The sequence below is a fragment of the Rhodococcus sp. KBS0724 genome, from assembly GCF_005938745.2.
In the GTDB taxonomy this organism is placed as follows: Bacteria; Actinomycetota; Actinomycetes; order Mycobacteriales; family Mycobacteriaceae; genus Rhodococcus_F.
Genome location: NZ_VCBX02000001.1, coordinates 244,296 through 263,600, shown reverse-complemented (window position 1 = coordinate 263,600; position 19,305 = coordinate 244,296). Strand labels below are relative to the sequence as shown.

10 protein-coding genes are annotated in these 19,305 nt (G+C 63.9%); 3 read left to right on the top strand and 7 right to left on the bottom strand.

From position 1 onward, the window contains the following. The first annotated feature begins 27 nt into the window (after positions 1-27). Together FFI94_RS01130 and FFI94_RS01125 are read left to right on the top strand one after the other, a co-directional pair. The gene (locus tag FFI94_RS01130) at positions 28-3,309 is read left to right on the top strand and encodes an arabinosyltransferase domain-containing protein (RefSeq protein ID WP_397495024.1); all 3,282 of its coding nucleotides are present in this window, start codon (positions 28-30) and stop codon (positions 3,307-3,309) included. A gap of 155 nt (positions 3,310-3,464) precedes the next feature. Next, entirely contained in the window at positions 3,465-6,698 is a 3,234-nt protein-coding gene (locus tag FFI94_RS01125) for an arabinosyltransferase domain-containing protein (RefSeq protein WP_260683785.1), read from the top strand. On the opposite strand, the gene FFI94_RS01120 is transcribed toward FFI94_RS01125, so the two are convergent. Next, entirely contained in the window at positions 6,695-7,636 is a 942-nt protein-coding gene (locus FFI94_RS01120; RefSeq protein WP_260683784.1) for a DMT family transporter, read from the bottom strand. The genes FFI94_RS01125 and FFI94_RS01120 overlap by 4 nt on opposite strands. A gap of 74 nt (positions 7,637-7,710) precedes the next feature. On the opposite strand from FFI94_RS01120, the gene FFI94_RS01115 reads away from it, so the two are divergent. Beyond that, a complete protein-coding gene (locus FFI94_RS01115; RefSeq protein WP_138871370.1) occupies positions 7,711-8,619 on the top strand; it encodes a LysR family transcriptional regulator in 909 nt (302 codons plus the stop codon). A 72-nt stretch (positions 8,620-8,691) separates the two neighbouring features. Here FFI94_RS01115 and FFI94_RS01110 read toward each other — a convergent pair whose 3' ends face one another. The 6 genes from FFI94_RS01110 to FFI94_RS01085 all read right to left on the bottom strand — a co-directional run bounded on the left by FFI94_RS01110 (position 8,692) and on the right by FFI94_RS01085 (position 19,278). Then, a complete protein-coding gene (locus tag FFI94_RS01110) occupies positions 8,692-10,233 on the bottom strand; it encodes an acyl-CoA carboxylase subunit beta (RefSeq protein WP_138871369.1) in 1,542 nt (513 codons plus the stop codon). Beyond that, positions 10,230-15,245, bottom strand: a complete 5,016-nt coding sequence (pks13, locus tag FFI94_RS01105; RefSeq protein WP_138871368.1) for a polyketide synthase Pks13 — start codon at positions 15,243-15,245, stop codon at positions 10,230-10,232. The genes FFI94_RS01110 and pks13 overlap by 4 nt, the downstream gene beginning before the upstream one ends. A 37-nt stretch (positions 15,246-15,282) precedes the next feature. Further along, complete coding sequence (gene fadD32, locus FFI94_RS01100; protein WP_138871367.1) at positions 15,283-17,172, bottom strand: long-chain-fatty-acid--AMP ligase FadD32; 1,890 nt, start codon at positions 17,170-17,172, stop codon at positions 15,283-15,285. Between the two features lie 164 nt (positions 17,173-17,336). After that, positions 17,337-17,612 (bottom strand): hypothetical protein, encoded by a 276-nt coding sequence (locus FFI94_RS01095; RefSeq protein WP_138871366.1) that lies wholly within the window; start codon positions 17,610-17,612, stop codon positions 17,337-17,339. Positions 17,613-17,769: 157 nt separating this feature from the next. Continuing rightward, on the bottom strand, positions 17,770-18,723 hold the full coding sequence (locus FFI94_RS01090) for a cutinase family protein (RefSeq protein WP_138873538.1): 954 nt from the start codon (positions 18,721-18,723) through the stop codon (positions 17,770-17,772). Between the two features lie 3 nt (positions 18,724-18,726). Beyond that, positions 18,727-19,278, bottom strand: a complete 552-nt coding sequence (locus FFI94_RS01085; protein ID WP_138871365.1) for a DUF732 domain-containing protein — start codon at positions 19,276-19,278, stop codon at positions 18,727-18,729. Positions 19,279-19,305 lie beyond the last annotated feature (27 nt).

Sequence of the window (19,305 nt, the reverse complement as noted above, 5' to 3'; positions counted from 1 at the left end):
GCCGACACTCGCCTAACATCGTTCCTTGTGCCGTCTGACGTAGTAGTGCCCCCGCAGTCTCCCCCCACTGGCCCCGATGCTCGTCCCGAGTCGGATGCCCACCGGGTGCAGAAGGCACGACTCATCGCGATCGTCACGGGCCTGCTCGGCATGTTGCTGGCGCTTGCCACCCCGTTCCTCCCGGTCGACCAGAAGGTAGCGAGTCTCAGCTGGCCGCAGGACGGGTCGCTGAACAGTGTCTCGGCGCCGCTGATCTCCTACTCCCCGACCTCCCTCGACATCACCATCCCGTGCTCGGCGCTGGGCCAACTCGGTGAAGGCGGCGGCACGCTGATCTCCACCATGCCGAACGGTGCGCCCGACCGTGATGCGCGCGGCCTGACCGTCCGGACCACCGCGGAGCGTCTTGAAGCGCTCACCCGCGAATCGGTCCTGATCTCGGCGCCGTTAAGCGAACTCGGCGGATGCACCGCGCTGACCATCACCAGCGACTACCAGCAGACCGTCGCCACCGTCACCGGAATCGACGGTCTGACAACAACCCTGACCGGCGACTACCGTCCGCAGGTTGTCGGCATCTTCACCGATCTGCAAGGCGCACCGCCTGCGGGCCTCTCCGTCGACATGGACGTCGACTCCCGATTCTCCTCCAGCCCAACACTTCTCAAACTCTTTGCGATGATCGTCGCGGCACTCTCCACGATCGTCTCGCTCTACGCGCTTCACCGGATCGACGGCGTCGACGGCCGTCGCGCGCGGCGTTTCCTTCCGGCGCGCTGGTGGAAATTCACGGGCGTCGACGGTCTCGTCATCGGAACGCTCCTGCTGTGGCATGTGGTGGGCGCCAACACGTCCGACGACGGGTACCTCCTCGGCATGGCCCGCGTTTCGGAACATTCGGGATACATGGCCAACTACTTCCGCTGGTTCGGTGTGCCCGAAGCGCCGTTCGGTTGGTACTACGACGTCCTCGCGGCGTTCACCAAGGTGAGCACGGCCAGCATGTGGATGCGGTTGCCCGCGTTGATCGCCGGCATTCTGTGCTGGATGGTGATCAGCCGCGAGGTGATCCCACGGCTCGGTGTTGCGGTGCGCCGCAACAAGGTTGCCATCTGGACCGGCGGCCTCGTGTTCCTGGCGTTCTGGTTGCCGTACAACAACGGTTTGCGTCCCGAGCCGATCATTGCGCTCGGCGCTCTCTTGACGTGGTGCTCCATCGAACGTGCCGTTGCCACAGGCCGTTTGCTACCTGCGGCGGTTGCGGTGCTGATTGCCGCGTTCTCGCTCGCTGCCGGCCCGTCGGGACTCATCGCGATCGGTGCGCTGCTGGCCGGCGCGCGCCCCATCGTGCAGATCTTGATCGCCCGCGGCAAACGAGTGGGATTCTTCTCGCAGATCATGCCGGTCCTCGCGGCCGGAACCGTCGTCCTTGTTGCGGTGTTTGCCGATCAGACATTGGCAACGGTGCTCGAATCGACCAGGGTGCGAACAGCTATCGGCCCCAACGTCCCGTGGTTCGAGGAGCGTGTTCGCTGGGACGCGTTGATGACCATCTCCCCCGACGGCTCGTTGGCGCGCCGCTTCGGCATGTTCGTGATGATCGTCGGACTGATCTTCTGCGTCATGCTGATTCTGCGGAAGGGCCGTATTCCGGGCACCGCGATCGGGCCGTCGCGCCGGATCCTGGGCATCGTGTTCGCGTCGCTGCTCCTCATGCAGTTCACACCGACCAAGTGGACCCACCACTTCGGTGTGTACGCGGGGTTGGCCGCAACGGTGGCTGTGCTCGCGGCGGTGGGAGTCAGTGCGTCGAGCATGCGTTCCAAACGGAACCGCGCGCTCTTTGCCGCAGGCATCCTGTTCATCCTCGCCGTGGCGTTCACCAGCTCCAACGGTTGGTGGTACGTCTCGAGTTACGGCGTCCCGTGGTGGGACAAGCCGCCGTCCATCGCCGGTAAGGGCTTCTCCACGGCGTTCCTGGGCCTGACCATTCTCGCGTTGCTGCTCGCTGCGTGGTACCACGTGCGTGAACCGCTCGAGAAGCCGAAACCGCAGAAGAGCAACGGCCGGACGGCTCGCCTACTTGCAGCGTCCCCGCTGACGATCGCGGCAGCCGCAGTTGTGCTGTTCGAGGTGTTGTCCCTTCTCAAGGGCGCGGTCGCGCAGTATCCCGCGTATTCGATCGGCAAGTCCAACGTCGAATCCGTCTTCGGCGGAAGTTGTGGACTCGCCGGTGAGGTCCTCGTCGAATCGGATCCCAATACCGGGGTTCTGCAGTTGATCGAACGGCCCACCGACCTTGCCGGCGCCGGCGCTTTCGGAGCAACCGAATCAACCGGATTCACCCCGGACGGAGTGGCGAGCGACCTGACCGCTGACGCCGAGGACCAGGCGGCGGGTAGCGCCAACAGCCTCGACACCACCACCGCGGCAAACGGCACCACCACCTCGGGAACCGGCGCCGGAACCGGAGGCGGATCGGCGTCGACCGCCGGAATCAACGGAAGCAATGTCGCGCTCCCGTTCGGCCTCGATCCCGCGACCACTCCGGTTCTCGGCAGCTTCGGCTCGCCGGAAGCCGCTTCCCTCACCACCGGTTGGTACGCCTTGCCGCAACGCAGTGACGCGGCGCCGCTACTGACCATCGCTGCGGCCGGACGGATTCGCTACGTCGACACCGACGGCATCGTCACACCCGGCGCGGTTGTTCACGTCGAGTACGGCAAGACGCAGGCAGACGGCACCGTGACCGCGCTCGGCCAGATCGACCCGATCGATATCGGCCCGTCTCCGTCGTGGCGCAACCTACGTGTCCCGATGGATCAGCTTCCCGCCGACGCGAACACCGTGCGTCTGATCGCCAATGACAGCGACATCAGCGGCGAGAAGTGGGTTGCCCTCACTCCGCCGCGGGTCTCCGACATGCACACCCTGCAGGACATCGTCGGATCCACCGATCCGGTGCTGATGGACTGGGCTGTCGGCCTTGCGTTCCCGTGCCAGCGTCCGGTCGACCATCTCTACGGCGTGGCCGAGGTTCCGGACTGGCGCATCCTTCCCGATCGCATCGGCGCAGAGTCCACCAATGCCTGGCAGGACCACTACGGCGGCGGTCCGCTCGGCTGGACCAGTGAGTTGCTCGCAGCCCGCACCTTGCCGACGTATCTCGACAACGACTGGGATCGCGACTGGGGTTCACTCGAGCAGTACACGCCGCTGGATCCGGCGGCAGTTCCCGCTCAGATCGACGTGACAACGGAGACGCGTTCAGGTACCTGGACACCAGGTCCGATTCGTTACCAGTCGTAACTGTTACCGGTGGACCTACCAAACCTTCCGGGCACGGTAGGTCCACGGGTAACACTCGCATAACATCGGTAGCCGTGCCAGACGTCGCTACAGTGCCACCCTCGACTCCCAGTTCGCCGACTCCGAGTTCGCCGCCATCCCTTCCGGATGCACGGATGCGCTTCCGGCGAACGCGATTGATCGCGATAGTCGCAGGCCTCATCGGATTTGTTCTGGCACTCGCCACACCGCTTCTACCGGTGGTGCAGACGACGGCGGCGGTCAACTGGCCGCAGAACGGCGTCATCGGCGACGTCGAGGCACCGCTGATGGCTCAGGTCCCCATCGACGTCAACGTGTCGATACCCTGCACCGCGGTCGGCTCGCTTCCTGCGGGCGGCGGCATCCTCCTGTCGACGGCCCCCGCCCAGGGCGACGGTGCGGCCCTCAGTTCCATGTTCGTTCGTGTGTCCGAAAGCAACGTCGACGTCCTGGACCGCAATGTCGTCGTGGCCTCGGCCGCGCGCGAGGACGTCGAGTCCAGCCGCTGCAGCGCCATCACGTTCAACTCCGACGTCCACCGGACCGCCGCAGAATTCGTGGGACTCACTTATCCAGACGGCAACCCGGTTCGTGGACAGCTCGACGGCGACTTCCGCCCCCAGGTAGTCGGCGTCTTCAGCGACCTCCCCGACGGTGCGGCGCCCGAGGGCCTCGGATTCTCGATGACCATCGATTCGCGGTTCTCGTCCAGTCCGACGACGCTCAAGCTGGTCGCGATGATCGTGGCCGCCCTGGCCACGATTGTGTCGCTGGTCGCCCTCGCCAAGCTCGACGGAATCGACGGCCGTACTCACCGACGCTTCCTCCCTGCACGTTGGTGGAAGTTCTCCGCCCTCGACGGCGTTGTTGTCGGCACGTTGACGTTGTGGCACTTCATCGGCGCGAACACCTCCGACGACGGTTATCTCCTCACAATGGCCCGCGTTGCCCCCGACGCCGGGTACATGGCCAACTACTTCCGTTGGTTCGGAGTCCCCGAAGCCCCGTTCGGTTGGTACTACGACGTGCTGGCGGTGATGGCCAAGATCTCGACGGCCAGCCCGTTCATGCGTCTGCCCGCATTGATTGCCGGAATCCTGTGCTGGATGGTCATCAGCCGTGAAGTTGTTCCACGCCTCGGCCGTGCAGTTCGCCGGAGCAACGTCGCGCTGTGGACCGGCGGCATGGTCTTCCTCGCTTTCTGGCTCGCCTACAACAACGGCCTGCGACCCGAGCCCATCGTTGCGCTCGGCGCTCTGCTGACGTGGTGCTCCATCGAACGCGCCATCGCGACGGGCCGACTGTTCCCGGCGGCCATCGCTGTCCTGATCGGCGCCTTCACGCTGGCTGCTGCCCCCACCGGATTGATGTGTATCGCAGCACTTCTCGCCGGTATCCGACCCCTCGTCCGGATCGTCGTGAAGCGTCACCGCGAGGTCGGCACACTTCCACTCCTGGCACCGATCGCGGCGGCCGGAACCTTGGTGCTGGTGGTCATCTTCGCGGATCAAACCCTGGCCGGTGTTCTCGAAGCCACCCGCGTCCGTACCGTCATCGGACCGAACCTCGAGTGGTACAAGGACTTCCTGCGGTACTACTACCTCTTTGTCGACACGGTCGACGGCTCGGTAGCGCGACGCTTCGCCTTCCTGACGATGATCCTGTGCCTCTTCACGACGCTCTTCGTGTTGCTCCGACGCGGCCGCGTTCCCGGCGCTGCGACGGGTCCGTCCTGGCGTCTGGTCGGAGTTGTCTTCGGCACCATCTTCTTCATGATGTTCAACCCCACCAAGTGGACTCACCACTTCGGTGCGTACGCCGGCATCGCCGGTTCGCTCGCAGCACTGACAGCTGTTGCAGTATCCGCATCGGCACTGCGGTCACGCCGCAACCGCTCGGTATTCGTGGCGGGGCTACTCCTGATGCTGGCGTTGACCTTTGCCGGCATCAACGGATACTGGTACGTCTCGAGTTACGGTGTGCCGTGGTTCGACAAGACCGTCTCCCTGAGCGGACACGAATCCAACACCCTGTTCCTTGCACTCTTCGGACTCGCTCTGGCCGTCGCGGCCTGGCAGTACCTGCGCGAGGGATTTGCGGCGGCACCGGAGAAGCCGAACACAGCCAAGGGCAAGCGGATTCGCAAGTTTGCCGCAGCGCCGCTGACAGTGATTGCCGGCCTCATGGTGCTCTTCGAAGTCCTCTCCCTCCTCAAAGGCGCGGTCTCCCAGTACCCGGCCTACTCGTTGGGCCGTAGCAACATCGAAGCTTTGGCCGGAAAAACCTGCGGCATGGCCGAAGACGTGTTGGTCGAGACCGACGTCAATTCCGGCAATCTGGCGCCCATCCCCGGCCCCGGATTCAATGCCGAAGATCCCTTGGCCGGTGAAACTGCGAAGGGCTTCTCCGCCAATGGCGTTCCCACCGACCTGACCGCGGACTACATCGAGGTCAAGCAGGGCATGGGTAACACGGACACCCAAAGTGTCGGCCCCACATTCGAAACCGGTTCGGACTCCGGAACCAGCGGCGGCACCGGCAATATCGGTGTCAACGGTTCCACCGCCAAACTCCCCTACGGGCTCGACCCGGCCACGACGCCCATCATGGGCAGCTACCAGGCTGGTGTGCAGGAACCCGCGTCACTGACTTCGAGCTGGTATCAATTACCCACTCGCAGCGAACAATCGCCGCTGGTTGTCATGTCGGTAGCCGGACGCGTCTGGTCCGTCGACAACACCGGCGCGGTTACCTACGGGCAGTCACTACTGGTCGAGTACGGCAGGACTCAGCCGGACGGAACAGTGGCACTGCAGGGTTCGTACATGCCCCGTGACATCGGGCCGGCGCCGTCGTGGCGCAACGTTCGTATCCCGATCGACGAACTTGCACCGGATGCCGACGCTGTCCGCGTCGTTGCGTTCGATCCCAACCTCACCGGCGATCAGTGGATGGCGTTCACACCGCCGCGGGTACCGAAGCTCGAGACACTCAACTCGTACCTCGGCAGCGAGCAACCGATTCTCCTGGACTGGGCTGTCGGCCTTCAGTTCCCGTGCCAGCGTCCGTTCTCGCACGTGAACGGCGTCGCGGAGATGCCGAACTTCCGCATCCTCCCCGACCGGCCGCTGGCCGTCAGTTCCACCGACACGTGGCAGTCCGCGGACAACGGCGGGCCGCTCGGGTTCACCGAGGTCCTGGCCGAGGCCACCGCGGTCCCGACATACCTGAAGAACGACTGGGCCCGCGACTGGGGATCCCTCGAGCGCTACGACCGGTACTTCCCGAATGCCGTTCCCGCAGATGTGGAGACGGGTACGGCAACTCGCTCGGGCATGTGGATGCCCGGCGAGATGCGGGTGCACTAACCCGCACCACCTACTCGGGAGACTGCTCGGGTGCGACGTACGGAGACGGCCGAGACCGCTCCGACAACTACGATGCACCCGAGTAGTTGCCCGACGCCCGGCCGTTCGCCGAGCAGCACAACCGCCAGCAGTACGGCGAGCACCGGCTGCATGAGCAGCAGCGTTGCGCCCACCTCGGCTGGCAGCCGAGGGAGCGAGTACCCCATCAGCATCCAGCCGAACACCTGGCCGACCAGTGCCAGTGCCACGAGCCAGGCGAACGCTTCCCAGCCGGGGGTGAAATCGATCTGCCCCCACAGTGATCCGATCAGGGAACCGGCAATGCCTGCCGACGTCGTCGATACCAGCACCTGACTCGCCGCTCGGTCGGCCGCACCGGTGCGGCCGACCACAAAGATGTAGCCGCCGTAGGCGATTCCGGAGATCAGGGACAGCACTGTTCCCCACAGCAGATCCTCGCCTGCCGCGCCGCCGCCGAATACGCCTCCCGCCAAGGCAATTCCGGTGAACATGAAGGGCAAGGCAAACAGAAAGCGCAGCGGAACGCGATTGCCGAACACCAGCCAGGACAACGCGGGCACCACGATCACCTGCACGTTCACGACGACGCTTGCCATCCCGGCACCGATCATGAGAATCGACTGCGACCACAGAGCGAAGTCCAGGCCGAGCAGGATGCCGCCCACTGCCTGCAGCACCAGCGCCCGCCGGGTCGGCATTCCCACCCGGCGGTACTCCCGCCACGCCAACCACGCCAGCGGCGGCAGGGCCAGGAAGCACCGGAAGAACACCGCCGTCGACGGCGATACATCCGCCAGCTTGATCAGAATCGAACTGATCGAGATAGCGGCGGCACCGCCGACGACAAGTAGTCGAGGATCGAAGCGACCCTGAGTAATTCGGGTGGGTGTTGGCGCTGGCGAGGTCACGGTGGTCACTCCGACAATGTTCCTGCCGCTAACTATTCAGCACAAGCAAATATTCAGATCGCGTATTGCGTAGCATTACTACCGTGTTGAACCTCGAGAGGCTACGTGCCCTGCATGCCGTCGCAGAAAACGGATCAGTTGCCGCCGCCGCGCGCACGCTGCACGTCACGCCGTCTGGCATCTCACAACAGTTGAACAAACTCGAACGCGAAGTTGGTGTGGCGCTCCTCGTTCCCCAAGGCCGCGGCGTGCGGCTCACCGAAGCGGGCCGCGTCCTCGCCCGGCGAACCGCCGAGGTTCTCTCGGTACTCGCTCAGGCCGAGGCCGAAATCGCGTCACTGCAAAGCGAAGTGACGGGACGCCTACGCCTGGGCGCCCTGGTGTCCCCCAGCCGGACCGTGGTGCCGCAGGCTATCGCCCAGATCAAACACGCACACCCGCAACTCGAAATCACCTTCACCGAAGGCGAATCCGAAGAACTGCTCCCCGCCCTCATCCGCCGCGACCTGGACGTTGTTGTGGTCGACAGCTGGAGCACTCTGCCTATCGAACTCCCTGAAGGACTCTCGTTCACGCCGGTATACGACGACGTCGCGGTAGTAGCCATCCCCGCATCACATCCACTGGCCGACAACAAGGTGGTCGTGCTCAGCGAATTATCCGACCACGCGTGGGCGAGTTGGACCCGCGGCACGGATTTCCACACCTTCACCGTCAGAGTCCTGCGTGCGCAGGGATTCGACCCACGAATCGAATACGAAGTCGCCGAGTTCCCCGCGCAAGTGGAATTTGTAGCCCAGGGTCTTGCCGTGGCCCTGATTCCGCGTCTCGCGAGAGTCACACCACCGGAAGGTGTTCGGATGCGAGACACCATTCCGCCGCTGCGACGCGACATCTACGTGGCCTGGCGAACCGACAGTGAGCGGCCGGCTGTGCGAGCAGCGGTCGAAGCGCTGCGCAAACAATTCGACGCCCTGGACGCGATTAAATAGACCGGGCACACCGTTCAACGACAACGGCACCGCACTTCCAAGAAAGTGCGGTGCCGTTGTGCTCACACCAAGTTACAGCGGGATCAGGTTGTGCTTGCGCGGGTTCTTGAACACCGTCTTGTCCTGCAACAGCTTGAGCGCCTTGCGGATTTCGAGGCGCGTCTGCGAAGGCTCGATCACCGCGTCGATGTATCCACGCTCGGCCGCAATGTACGGCGTGGCAACAAACTCGTTGTAGAAATTGATCAGCTGCGCACGCACGGCAGGTGCATTGTCGCCGGCTTCGGCCAGCTGACGGCGACCCATGATGTTGACGGCACCCTCTGCACCCATCACCGCGATGCGAGCCGTCGGCCACGCAAAGTTGATGTCGGCTCCGAGCTGCTTGCTGCCCATCACTGCGTAGCCGCCGCCATACGACTTACGAACCACCACAGTCACCTTCGGCACCGTGGCTTCGAGATACGCAAAGAGGAAGCGTCCGCCGCGCTTGATGACGCCGACCTTCTCCTGCTCGACGCCGGGCAGGAAGCCCGGTGTGTCGACCACGAAGACGAGCGGGATGTCGAACGCGTCGCACAGGCGCACGAAGTGTGCAGCCTTGTCCGAACTGGCAGCGTCGAGTGCACCACTGAGGTACGTGGGCTGATTCGCGACAACACCGACGGGACGGCCGTCGACGCGCGAGAAGCCGGTGATGATGTTGTGCGCGACCTGAGCACCGATCTCGTGGAATGTACCGTCGTCGAAGATCCGCAGAATGATGTCGTGCATGTCGTAGCCGGCATTGTCGGCGTCCGGCATGAAGGTGTCGAGTTCGAGGTCCGTCTCGGTGATCTCGGGTTCGAGACCCGGATTGATCAGCGGCGCCTTTTCCTGGCACGAGGACGGCAGGAAGCTCAGGTACTCACGCACCCAATCGAACGCGGCCTTCTCGTCGGGGGCGACGTGATGGATGTTTCCGTATTCCGCTTGCTTGCGCGCGCCACCGAGGTCGTCGAGGCTGACCTCTTCGCCGGTCACCGACTTGATGACGTCGGGGCCGGTGACAAACATGTAGGACTCTTCGGTCGCGACCACGACGTCGGTGTTGATCGGCGCGTACACCGCTCCACCGGCGCACTTGCCGAGAATCACCGAAATCTGCGGGCACAGGCCAGACAGGGGCTCTTGGCGCGCACCCATGTTGGCGTACCACGCGAGCGAGGAAACAGCGTCCTGGATTCGGGCTCCACCGGAATCGTTGATGCCGACGACCGGGCAACCTACCTTGAGAGCAAAGTCGTTGACTGCCGCGACCTTCCGGCCGAACATCTCGCCGGCAGCGCCGCCGAACACCGTCTGATCGTGCGCAAAAACAGCGACGGGGCGTCCGTCGACCGTTCCGTGGCCCGTCATGACGCCGTCGCCGTACGGATTGCCGTCGCCCGCCATCTTCACGAGGGCGCCGATCTCGATGAAACTACCTGGATCGAGAAGCATGTCGATGCGTTGACGCGGCGTGCTGTGGCCCGCCTCCTCGCGCTTGGCAATTGCCCGGGCAGAGCCGGGTTCCTTTGCCTTCTCCAACTTTTCGCGGAGTTCAGCAAGCTTCTCCGCGGTGGTTGTCGTCACTTCTGAACTCCGGTTTCCGCTGCTTTGGTCTGGGCTGCCTCGATCTGGGCCAGCTTTGTGGTGAGGTCTGCCGCAACCTTCGAGATATACGGCTCGTCCACGATCTGCAGGTGATCCCCGCCGATGTAGACAACCTCGAGGTTCTTCACGTACGCACCCCAACCGCCATCTGCCTTACGGGTTTTGAATGCAGGCTCGAGCGTTATCAGTTCGTCGTGGTACTTGTCGGCCATGTAGATCACGACGTCGCCGTCGTAACTCTGGAACTTGGCGGTCTGGATGGCGCGATTGTCCAGGAACGACGTCCGCTGATGCTCGATGATGCCGCCGGGGATCTTGACGCCACTCAACTTGATCATTTCCATGAGGAACTGCATCTGATCTTCATCGGATTCGATGTCGGCCAGAACATCCACGGGCAGTGGCACATCCAGGTTGTACGTGCGCTTCGCGAAGGCTCCGTACCGCTCCCAGCGCTTACGGCGCTCCTCCGTGGTGTCCGGAGTATCTTCGCCGGCCATCACGGTGTCGAGCATGGCAACTACCCGCACGTCGGCACCCTGCTCGCGCAGGATGGTTGCAACGGCATACGCCAGCACGCCGCCGAGCGACCAACCGCCCAGAACGTACGGTCCGTCGCCCTGGATCTCCCGAAGCAGGGGCACGTACTCTGCGGCACGCTTCTCGATCGGGCCCTCGGCACGCTCGAACCCGTACATCGGCGTTCCCGCAGGCAGACGCTTGAGCAGCGGTTCGTACGCGACGGTGGATCCACCAGCCGGGTGGAACACGAATACCGGTACGGCAGTGGAACCTTCGGGGCGGGCGCGCAGAACACGTACAACGCCGTCGATCTTGCCCGCGTCTTCGAGGTACTGACGCACAACATCCGCGAGTTCTTCGATCGTGCCGGAACCACGCACGTCGTCGGCGGTGACTTCGCCGCCGGCCCGCTCGGAAAGCCGGACCGCCAGCTTCTCCGCGAGATCGTCGTCGACGGTCGGTAGCGCATTGAAAATGCCCTTGGCGGACTTTCCGGTGACTACTGCCCACGTCGCAAACGTCAAACGCTCAGCGGCATCTCGCGGCGGAACGTCGGAACCGGCGTCGTCAGCCGTACCCGCACGCGAAGGATCGGCAGGCGCAGAATCGGCGGGCGCAACAGGAGCCGGGACCGGCAGTTCCACCGCTACCTCGGCGGGGGCAACGTCGTCGCCGGCTTCATCAGCAGCCGCCTTCTCCGCCGCTTGCTGATCTGCCATCGCCTGAACCTCTTCACGGTTCTCGATGGCGTAGCGCAGGTACTTGTTGACCTCGAGCAGGCTTGCGTCCTTGACTGCCTGGAGCTGCAGCTGAGGAATGTCGAACTCGTACTCGACGCGGTTCTTGATGCGCATCGCCATGAGCGAATCGAGACCCAGTTCGATGAGCGGAACCTCGGCCGGTAGATCCTCGGGCGAGTAGCCCATGGATTCCGCGACAACGATCCGCAGGCGGTCGTCGAGGCTCTGCGAACCCTGGGGATCCCATTTGTCGCCGGCGTCTTCGACTACCGCGGTGAGGGCTTCCATCGGAGCGGCCGGACGAGCCGGTGCGGCTACGACCAGCTCGGGCAATGCCTCACCGGAGGTGACAACAGCGTCGAACAGCAACTGGAAGGAGCCGTTCTCGCGGGCATGCACCTGCACTGACGCGCCGCCCGGATGCGGGTTGAGAGTGGTGGTGACCGTCGTGGCGCCCGCGATCTCACCGTGCGGCACGGCGGCGGTCAGCGTCACGTCCGAAAGAACCTGAGCTGCCGCGGCAGTCACCAGAGCGGCCAGGTCGGAGACGACGGATGCGTCGGCTTCCCACACGTGGCGGCCGTCAGGAAGGGCAACGTGCGAACCGGGGACGCGTCCCGCACCACCCGCGTTGACCCGAACGTCGAGCCAGTACGGCTTGCGCACAAAAGCGGTGCGCGGGATCACTGCGAATTCACCTGCCGGAAGCAGGGATTCGAGATTCACAGCGTGGCCGTGGACGTACAGCTGAGCCAAAGCCGACAGAACGCCGAGAGGCTCGTCTTCCTTGCGCTTGAGCGTTTGAATGAGCTGCATGTCGTGCAAGCCCGCATCGAATGCCGTTGCGGCAACGGACATCAGCGTCACCGGATTGGGAGCAAGTTCCACAAACGTGGTGTGTCCGTTGGCAACTGCCAGACGCACAGCGTTGGTGAAGTACACACTGTGGCGCAGTCCCTTGACCCAGTACGCTTCCTGGTGGATCGGCTCGTGGCCGGCCTTGTAGAAAGTGTCCTGATCGACGGACGAGTAGACGCCCACCTTCAACGTCGACGCTTCGATACCGGCCAACTCGGCAGCCAACTCGCCGAGCAGCGGATCAACCTGCGACGTATGGCTTGCGCCCTTGGTCTGCAGAACGCGAGCCATCTTGCCGTCGGCCTCAGCAGCAGCGACGATTGCCTCGATGTCAGGCTGCGGTCCACCGATCACCGTGTGCGTCGGCGCCGCGTAGACGCAGACCTCGAGCTTGGGATACGTGGGGAGCAGCGCTTCGATCTCGGACGCGCTGTATTCGAGCAGAGCCATCAGGCGGATGTCGTCGCCGGCCAGAGCGCCCTCGGCTTCGCCCATCAGACGCGAACGCGAACAGATAACGCGGACAGCATCTTCCAGGTTCAAGCCACCGGACACGTACGCAGCCGCAGCCTCACCCATCGAGTGCGGAACAACAGCGGCGGCATCGGCGCCGTGATGACGCAGCACTGCCGCCAGGCCGACCTGAATGGTGAAGATCGCAACCTGAGCGGTTTCGACGTTGTACTCGAACGAATCGTCGAGGAACATCTCCGCCACCGAATACCCGGCCTCGTCCTGGATCAGCACGTCGACCTCGTCGACGGCCGCCTTGAACGCCGCGTTCTCCAGATACAGCTGCTTGGCCATCTTGCGGTGCTGCGAACCGAAGCCAGAGAACACCCACACCGCACCCTTGGGCGACGGCGCGTCGGCCGAGAACACACCGGCAGCGGGCTTTCCGGCAGCAACGGCGCGCAAAGCGCTGATGGCCTCGGAACGAGTCTTGACCACCACAGCGGCGCGCGAGCGGCCGTGGTTACGACGCGAGAGTGTGCGCGCGACATCCACCAACGGCGTCGTGCTGCCCTCTTCGGTTTCGAGCCAATCCGCCAGATCAGCGGCAGCTCGGCGACGACGCGACGGCAATGCGCCGGACACCGCGAGCACAACCGTCTTATCTTCTGCGAGCGTCTGATCTTCTGCGAGCCCCATCGACTCGGCTGCGTCGGCAAGAACTCCCGCAGCTTCAGTCTCGACATCCAGATCAGCATCATCAGCTGCGGGAACGTACTCGCGAACAACTACGTGCGCGTTGGTTCCACCGAAACCGAAGCCGGACACACCGGCAATGGCCTTACCGGTGTAGCGCGGCCAGTCGGTGGCCTCGGGCGTCACCTGCAGGTGTGCCTTCTCGAAATCGATGTGCGGGTTCGGGCCCAGGTAGTTGAGCGTCGCGGGAATCTTGTTTTCCTGCATCGCCAGGACAACCTTGATCAGGCCGGCGGCGCCGGCTGCTGCCTCGAGGTGTCCGAAGTTGGTCTTTGCGCTGCCGAGCAGTGCCGGCTTGTTGTCGTCACGTCCACGCCCGACAACCCGGCTGAGCGCGTCGGCCTCGATGGGATCACCGAGATCGGTGCCCGTGCCGTGAGCTTCGATGTAGTCGACGGTGCTGGGCAGAATGCCGGCGTCGCGGTACGCAAAACGCAGCACGTCTGCCTGGGCGTCCGGGTTGGGCGCGAGCAGTCCGTTGGAGCGACCATCCTGGTTGACGGCCGAACCGGCGATGACCGCGAGGATGGAATCCCCGTCACGCTCGGCGTCTTCGAGACGCTTGAGCACGACAAGTCCGCCGCCCTCACTGCGAACGATTCCCTGCGCCTGCGCCGAGAAGGCGCGAAGTTTTCCGTCGGGAGCGAGCATGCCGATTTGATCGAACCCGAGAGTTCCGGGAGGGGCCAGCAGCATGTTGATGCCGCCGGCAAGCGCGATGTTGGAATCACCGCTGCGTAGCGAGCGCACAGCCTCGTGCACCGCGACCAGCGAAGACGAGCACGCGGTGTCCAACGCGATGGACGGCCCGCGGAAATCGAAGAAGTACGAGACACGGTTCGCGACGACAGCCGTCGACGTTCCCGTCAGCGCATACGGGTGCGCGTTCGTGGGGTCGCTTACCGCGAGCAGCTGGTAGTCGTTGGCGGAACTGCCGATGAAGACACCGACCTGCTTGCCTTTGAGATCGCTCGCGGGAATGTGCGCATGCTCGAGCGCTTCCCACGTCAATTCGAGAGCGAGGCGCTGCTGCGGATCCACGTTGACGACCTCGAGCGGGGACATCGCGAAGAACTCCGCGTCGAATCCCTTGACGTCGTCGAGGTAGCCGCCCTTGGTGTTGGCATTCTCGATCGCGGCCTTGAGGGCGGGATCGGACTTGAACTCGGCCCAACGATCGTCCGGCAGGTCACTGATGCCGTCGCGGCCCGCGGCCAGCATCTCCCACATCTGCGACGGGGTATGTCCGGCACCGGGGAACCGGGTCGACAAGCCGACGATGGCAATGTCATGGGCATCCGTGCCGGCGCCTGACGCGTAGTACGACGCGTCGACGCTCTCCTCCGGCACCTCGGGCTCACCCTCGATGATGCGTGTAGCCAGTGACGCGATGGTCGGGTGTTGATACGCAACGGTCGCGGTCAATGTGATTCCGAGCAGATCCTCGATGTCGCCGCTCAGGGCAACCGCATCACGTGATGCGAGCCCGAACTCCTCCATCGGACGATCGTCCGTGATCGCGCCGGCCGGCTGACCGGTCGCGTCGGCGATCCAGTTGCGCAACCACTCGCGGAGCTGCGCAACGCTCATGTCGACACCGCTCGCATCACCAGCAGCGCTCACGTCTACGGAACTGTCCTGCGCACCATCTTGTTCAACCATCAACTCACCAAGCTACCGATCATGAAGGGGATGTTCCTCAAACGCTATCGGGGAATGCCGTCTGCTGATAGCCACCACGCAGCGTTCCCTCGATGTAGCTTGCCTTGCACGCGCGGCGGGCGATCTTGCCGCTGGACGTGCGAGGAATGGAACCGGCCGGAACAAGCAGGATGTCGCGTGCGGTCACACCGTGACGAGTGGAAATCGCGGCACGGACCGTATCCGCGATCGGCTGCGGGTCGGCTTTACCGGCACCGGGCGCACGCTCGGCGACGATGACCAACTGCTCCGAGGAATCGTCGTCGTCGAACGACAGACCCGAGTGGGAATTCGAGAAGACGACGGCAGGCAACTGGTTTGCCGGAACGGCAAACGCCGCGATGAATCCCGGACGCAATGCGGGGCTGGCGTCCTGAGCGGAAGACTCGAGATCCTGCGGGTAGTGATTGCGGCCGTCGACGATCACGAGGTCCTTGACGCGACCGGTGATGTACAGCTCGCCGTCGACGTAGACGCCGTAGTCGCCGGTACGCATCCAGTGGGCGTCCAACGGCAGATCGTCGGTGTGACTGTCTTCCGACAGGCGGTTGATCAGCGTGTTGTGGAACGTCTCGGCGGTCTCTTCGGGGCGACCCCAGTAACCGACACCGATGTTCTCGCCGTGCAACCAGATCTCGCCGACGTGATTGTCCGGAACTTCGGTTTGCGTTTCGGGGTCGACGATGGCGGCCCACTGGCTGCGGGAGACGTATCCACACGACACCTGCGCGATGGCGTTGTCGGCGTACTGATCGACGAGAACCATGCGGCCGTTGTTGAGCTCGTTGCGGTCGACGTAGATGACCTTGGCCTCGTCGGAATGCTTGGTCGAGGACACGAAAAGCGTCGCCTCGGCCATGCCGTACGACGGCTTGATCGCCGTCTTGGGCAGACCGTACGGCGCAAACGCTTCGTTGAACTTGCGCATCGACGCCGTCGTGACCGGCTCACTGCCGTTGATCAGGCCGATGACGTTGCTCAGGTCGAGGTGCTCGCCGTCCTTGGGCAGACCACGGGCAGCGGCATGCTCGAAAGCGAAGTTGGGGGCGGCCGCGAAGGTGCCTGCGCCGTCCGAGGCCGCAGCGAGTTCCTTGATCCAGCGGTTGGGCCGCTGAACGAAGGCGCGTGGACTCATGATGGTGATGTACTTGCCACCGAACGCAGGCAGGATGACCGTCAGCAGACCCATGTCGTGGAACAGGGGCAGCCAGGTGACGCCGCGTGAATCTTCGGTGAGCTCGATGGAGTCGACCATCTGCAGTGCATTGGTACCGACAGCGCGGTGAGTGATCTCCACGCCGGCCGGAACTCGCGTCGAACCCGACGTGTACTGCAGGTAGGCGATGTCGTCGAAGCCGATGTCCGGGCGAACCCAGGTTTCGCCGACGGTATCGGGAATGGCGTCGACGGCGATGATCCGCGGCCGTTCGGCGGCGGGCAGCGAACGGAACAACGCGCGGACGCCGGCGGCCGACGATCCGGCAGTCAGAATTGCCGACGGCTTACAGTCCCCGAGGACGGCGTGCAGGCGATCGGAGTGGCCGGGCTCGTCCGGATCGAAGAGCGGAACGGCGATGGAACCGGCCTGGATGGCCGCGAAGAACGAAATGACGTAGTCGAGACCCTGAGGTGCCAGGATCGCCACGCGGTCGCCAGGCTTGGTGACCTGCTGGAGGCGGGCGGCAACAGCGCGCAGACGCACACCGAACTGGTGCCACGTCAGCTCCTGCGCTTCACCGTCACGCTCACGCGAGTAATCGATGTAGCGGTACGCGAGCTCGTCCGCGTTCACACGCGAGTGTTGCTCGACGTAGTCGACCAGAGTGAAGCCCTCTTTCAGGCGAATCCGGCCCTTCTCGTCGAGAAAACCATCGAACAGCGCGTTCATTCCATCTCCTCCGAAGCGATCACACAAGCATTTTTGGTCATGCTTGCGCCCCAGACTTCCTTCGCTCTCTCGGGTATATCGTCAATCAATCGAATCGCACTACGTGCGCAACTCACCTGAATCACTTCATCGATCCCAAACCATCGATATGTTACAGATCGGCATCATCCGCATCGCCGCGTGTGCTCGGCCTCGGGGATCGTGGCGAGCGAGGATCCGATCGACGCGATCCCGCCCAGCTGCATCGACGCAGCCGACTCACGCTCCTCGAAAGTGCCACGTGCCAGGCACGGAGAGCCTGGCGGCTCCGGGGCACCGCGCGTGCGCTCCACGGCAGCAGCCCGCGGGAGGCCATGACCTGGAGTTGTGATCATTCCCACCCTGCAGCGAACTGCGAGCCGGGGCGCGCGGCGCGCACCAAGGCTATGGGTGGAACCCATGAATCACTCCTCCGTTGTCAACAGGCTTGAACATCCGAACTTACTCGCCAGTCACGTTCGTGACAGCACTTTAGAGGACCAGGCGAGCGGTGGTCGCACTTTGCCACGACCAATCCAGCAGAGTACCTGCCCACGCACCCCAACCCGACAAAAAGGATCAACTGTGCGGCGGCGTCGGCGCACCGTTAATTTTGTCCGCTGCCCACTGTGCCATCCATTGGGTCGCCGTCGTGCCCTCCGGATCAACTTGGAAGGTGTTGTACAGCGCATGCACAGGATTGTTGTAGTACTCCGTCAAGCGGGGCAGCGACGTCAGAAGGTTCCCGGGATTCAAGGCTCCTGCCGGCGCGTCACAGATTCCGTCACTCGGTGCACAGATCTGATAGGTGCGATCGTTCAGTTTGCCGAACCCACCCTCACGGGCACCCGTCATCGTCAGACCAGGCAACTTCAAACCGTTCAGCGACAACTCGGCACCCACGCCGGCAACGCTCGGGCCAACGGTAATTCCATACGCGGGATCACGACGCCCGTCCGCGATCAAGCCGACACCGAGCACAAGATCGGCCGGCACTGCGCCGGTACCGTTGCCGATACTCGCGGCAACGTCACCAGCGATGACCGCACCCTGCGAAAAGCCGGTGAGCACGTAACTCGTCAGCGGGCACTCGGCATGCCGCTGCACCAGAAAGTCGTTGGTGGCAGTAGTTCCCGCAGCTCGGCTGTTGTTGTACGACTGTTGCCCGTCCGGCGGAAACGCCACCGGATTCGAGAACTGCGCAACGTACGGAACCGTATAGACGTCCGCACGTGAAGCGTCGAACTGATTCTGCAACGGCCCCGTGACGTTGAGCATCAACGAAGCCGGATTTGCCGATGGCGCGTACGGGTCGTCGGTAGCGCTGGACTCCCACGTTCCGGGGATGGCAACTACCTGGACATCGGGGCAACTAGCCGGCTGCGACGCCGGCTTCTCCGGTCCTGGTGGCAACGGCTCGGGTGTCGGCACCCGCCCGGCAAGGATGTACCAACCGCCGATCACCACGGCTGCGACCACCAGAATGATCAGCAGCGGGATCAGGCAACCCCGACGCTTTCCGCCTCGCGCCATCATTTATTTGCAGAATGTGGCGTTGGCGACATCGATGTAGACCTGAGCATTCGCTGTGGCCTGCTCGGACGTGATCGCGGTGCCATCCGTCGACGCGGAACCCACGACAGCCGTCACCAAAGCAAGGATCTCCTCGTCCGACGTTCCCTGAGCGTTGGCGGCACAGATGTAATTGGCCGTGTTGACCGCGATGCTGCCGTCACCCTCTGGCGTAATTCCCTTGGCCTTCAGACCGTCGAGGAACGCCTGCGCTTCGGGACTGACCTCTACTTCTGTCGGACCTGGGAAGCCCTCGATGCTCTGCGGCTGCTCCGGCGGAGCTGTTGCTGCCGCTCCGGGACTGGTGGGCGCTGCGGACGCCGTTGTGGTCGCGCTCGCGGATGCCGAACTGCTCGCAGCCGACGATGATGCCGCGGCGGACGTCGTGGGCGGGGTGGAGGTGACCGTCGAGTCGTCACTTCCACAAGCGACGAGCATCCCACCGGTGATCAGTGTCAGCGAGCCCACTGCGATCGCGCGCGCAAAAGTATTTCGGTTACCCGAGAAAAGCGACATCAATGTCCGTCCTTGCCTTCAGTCGAA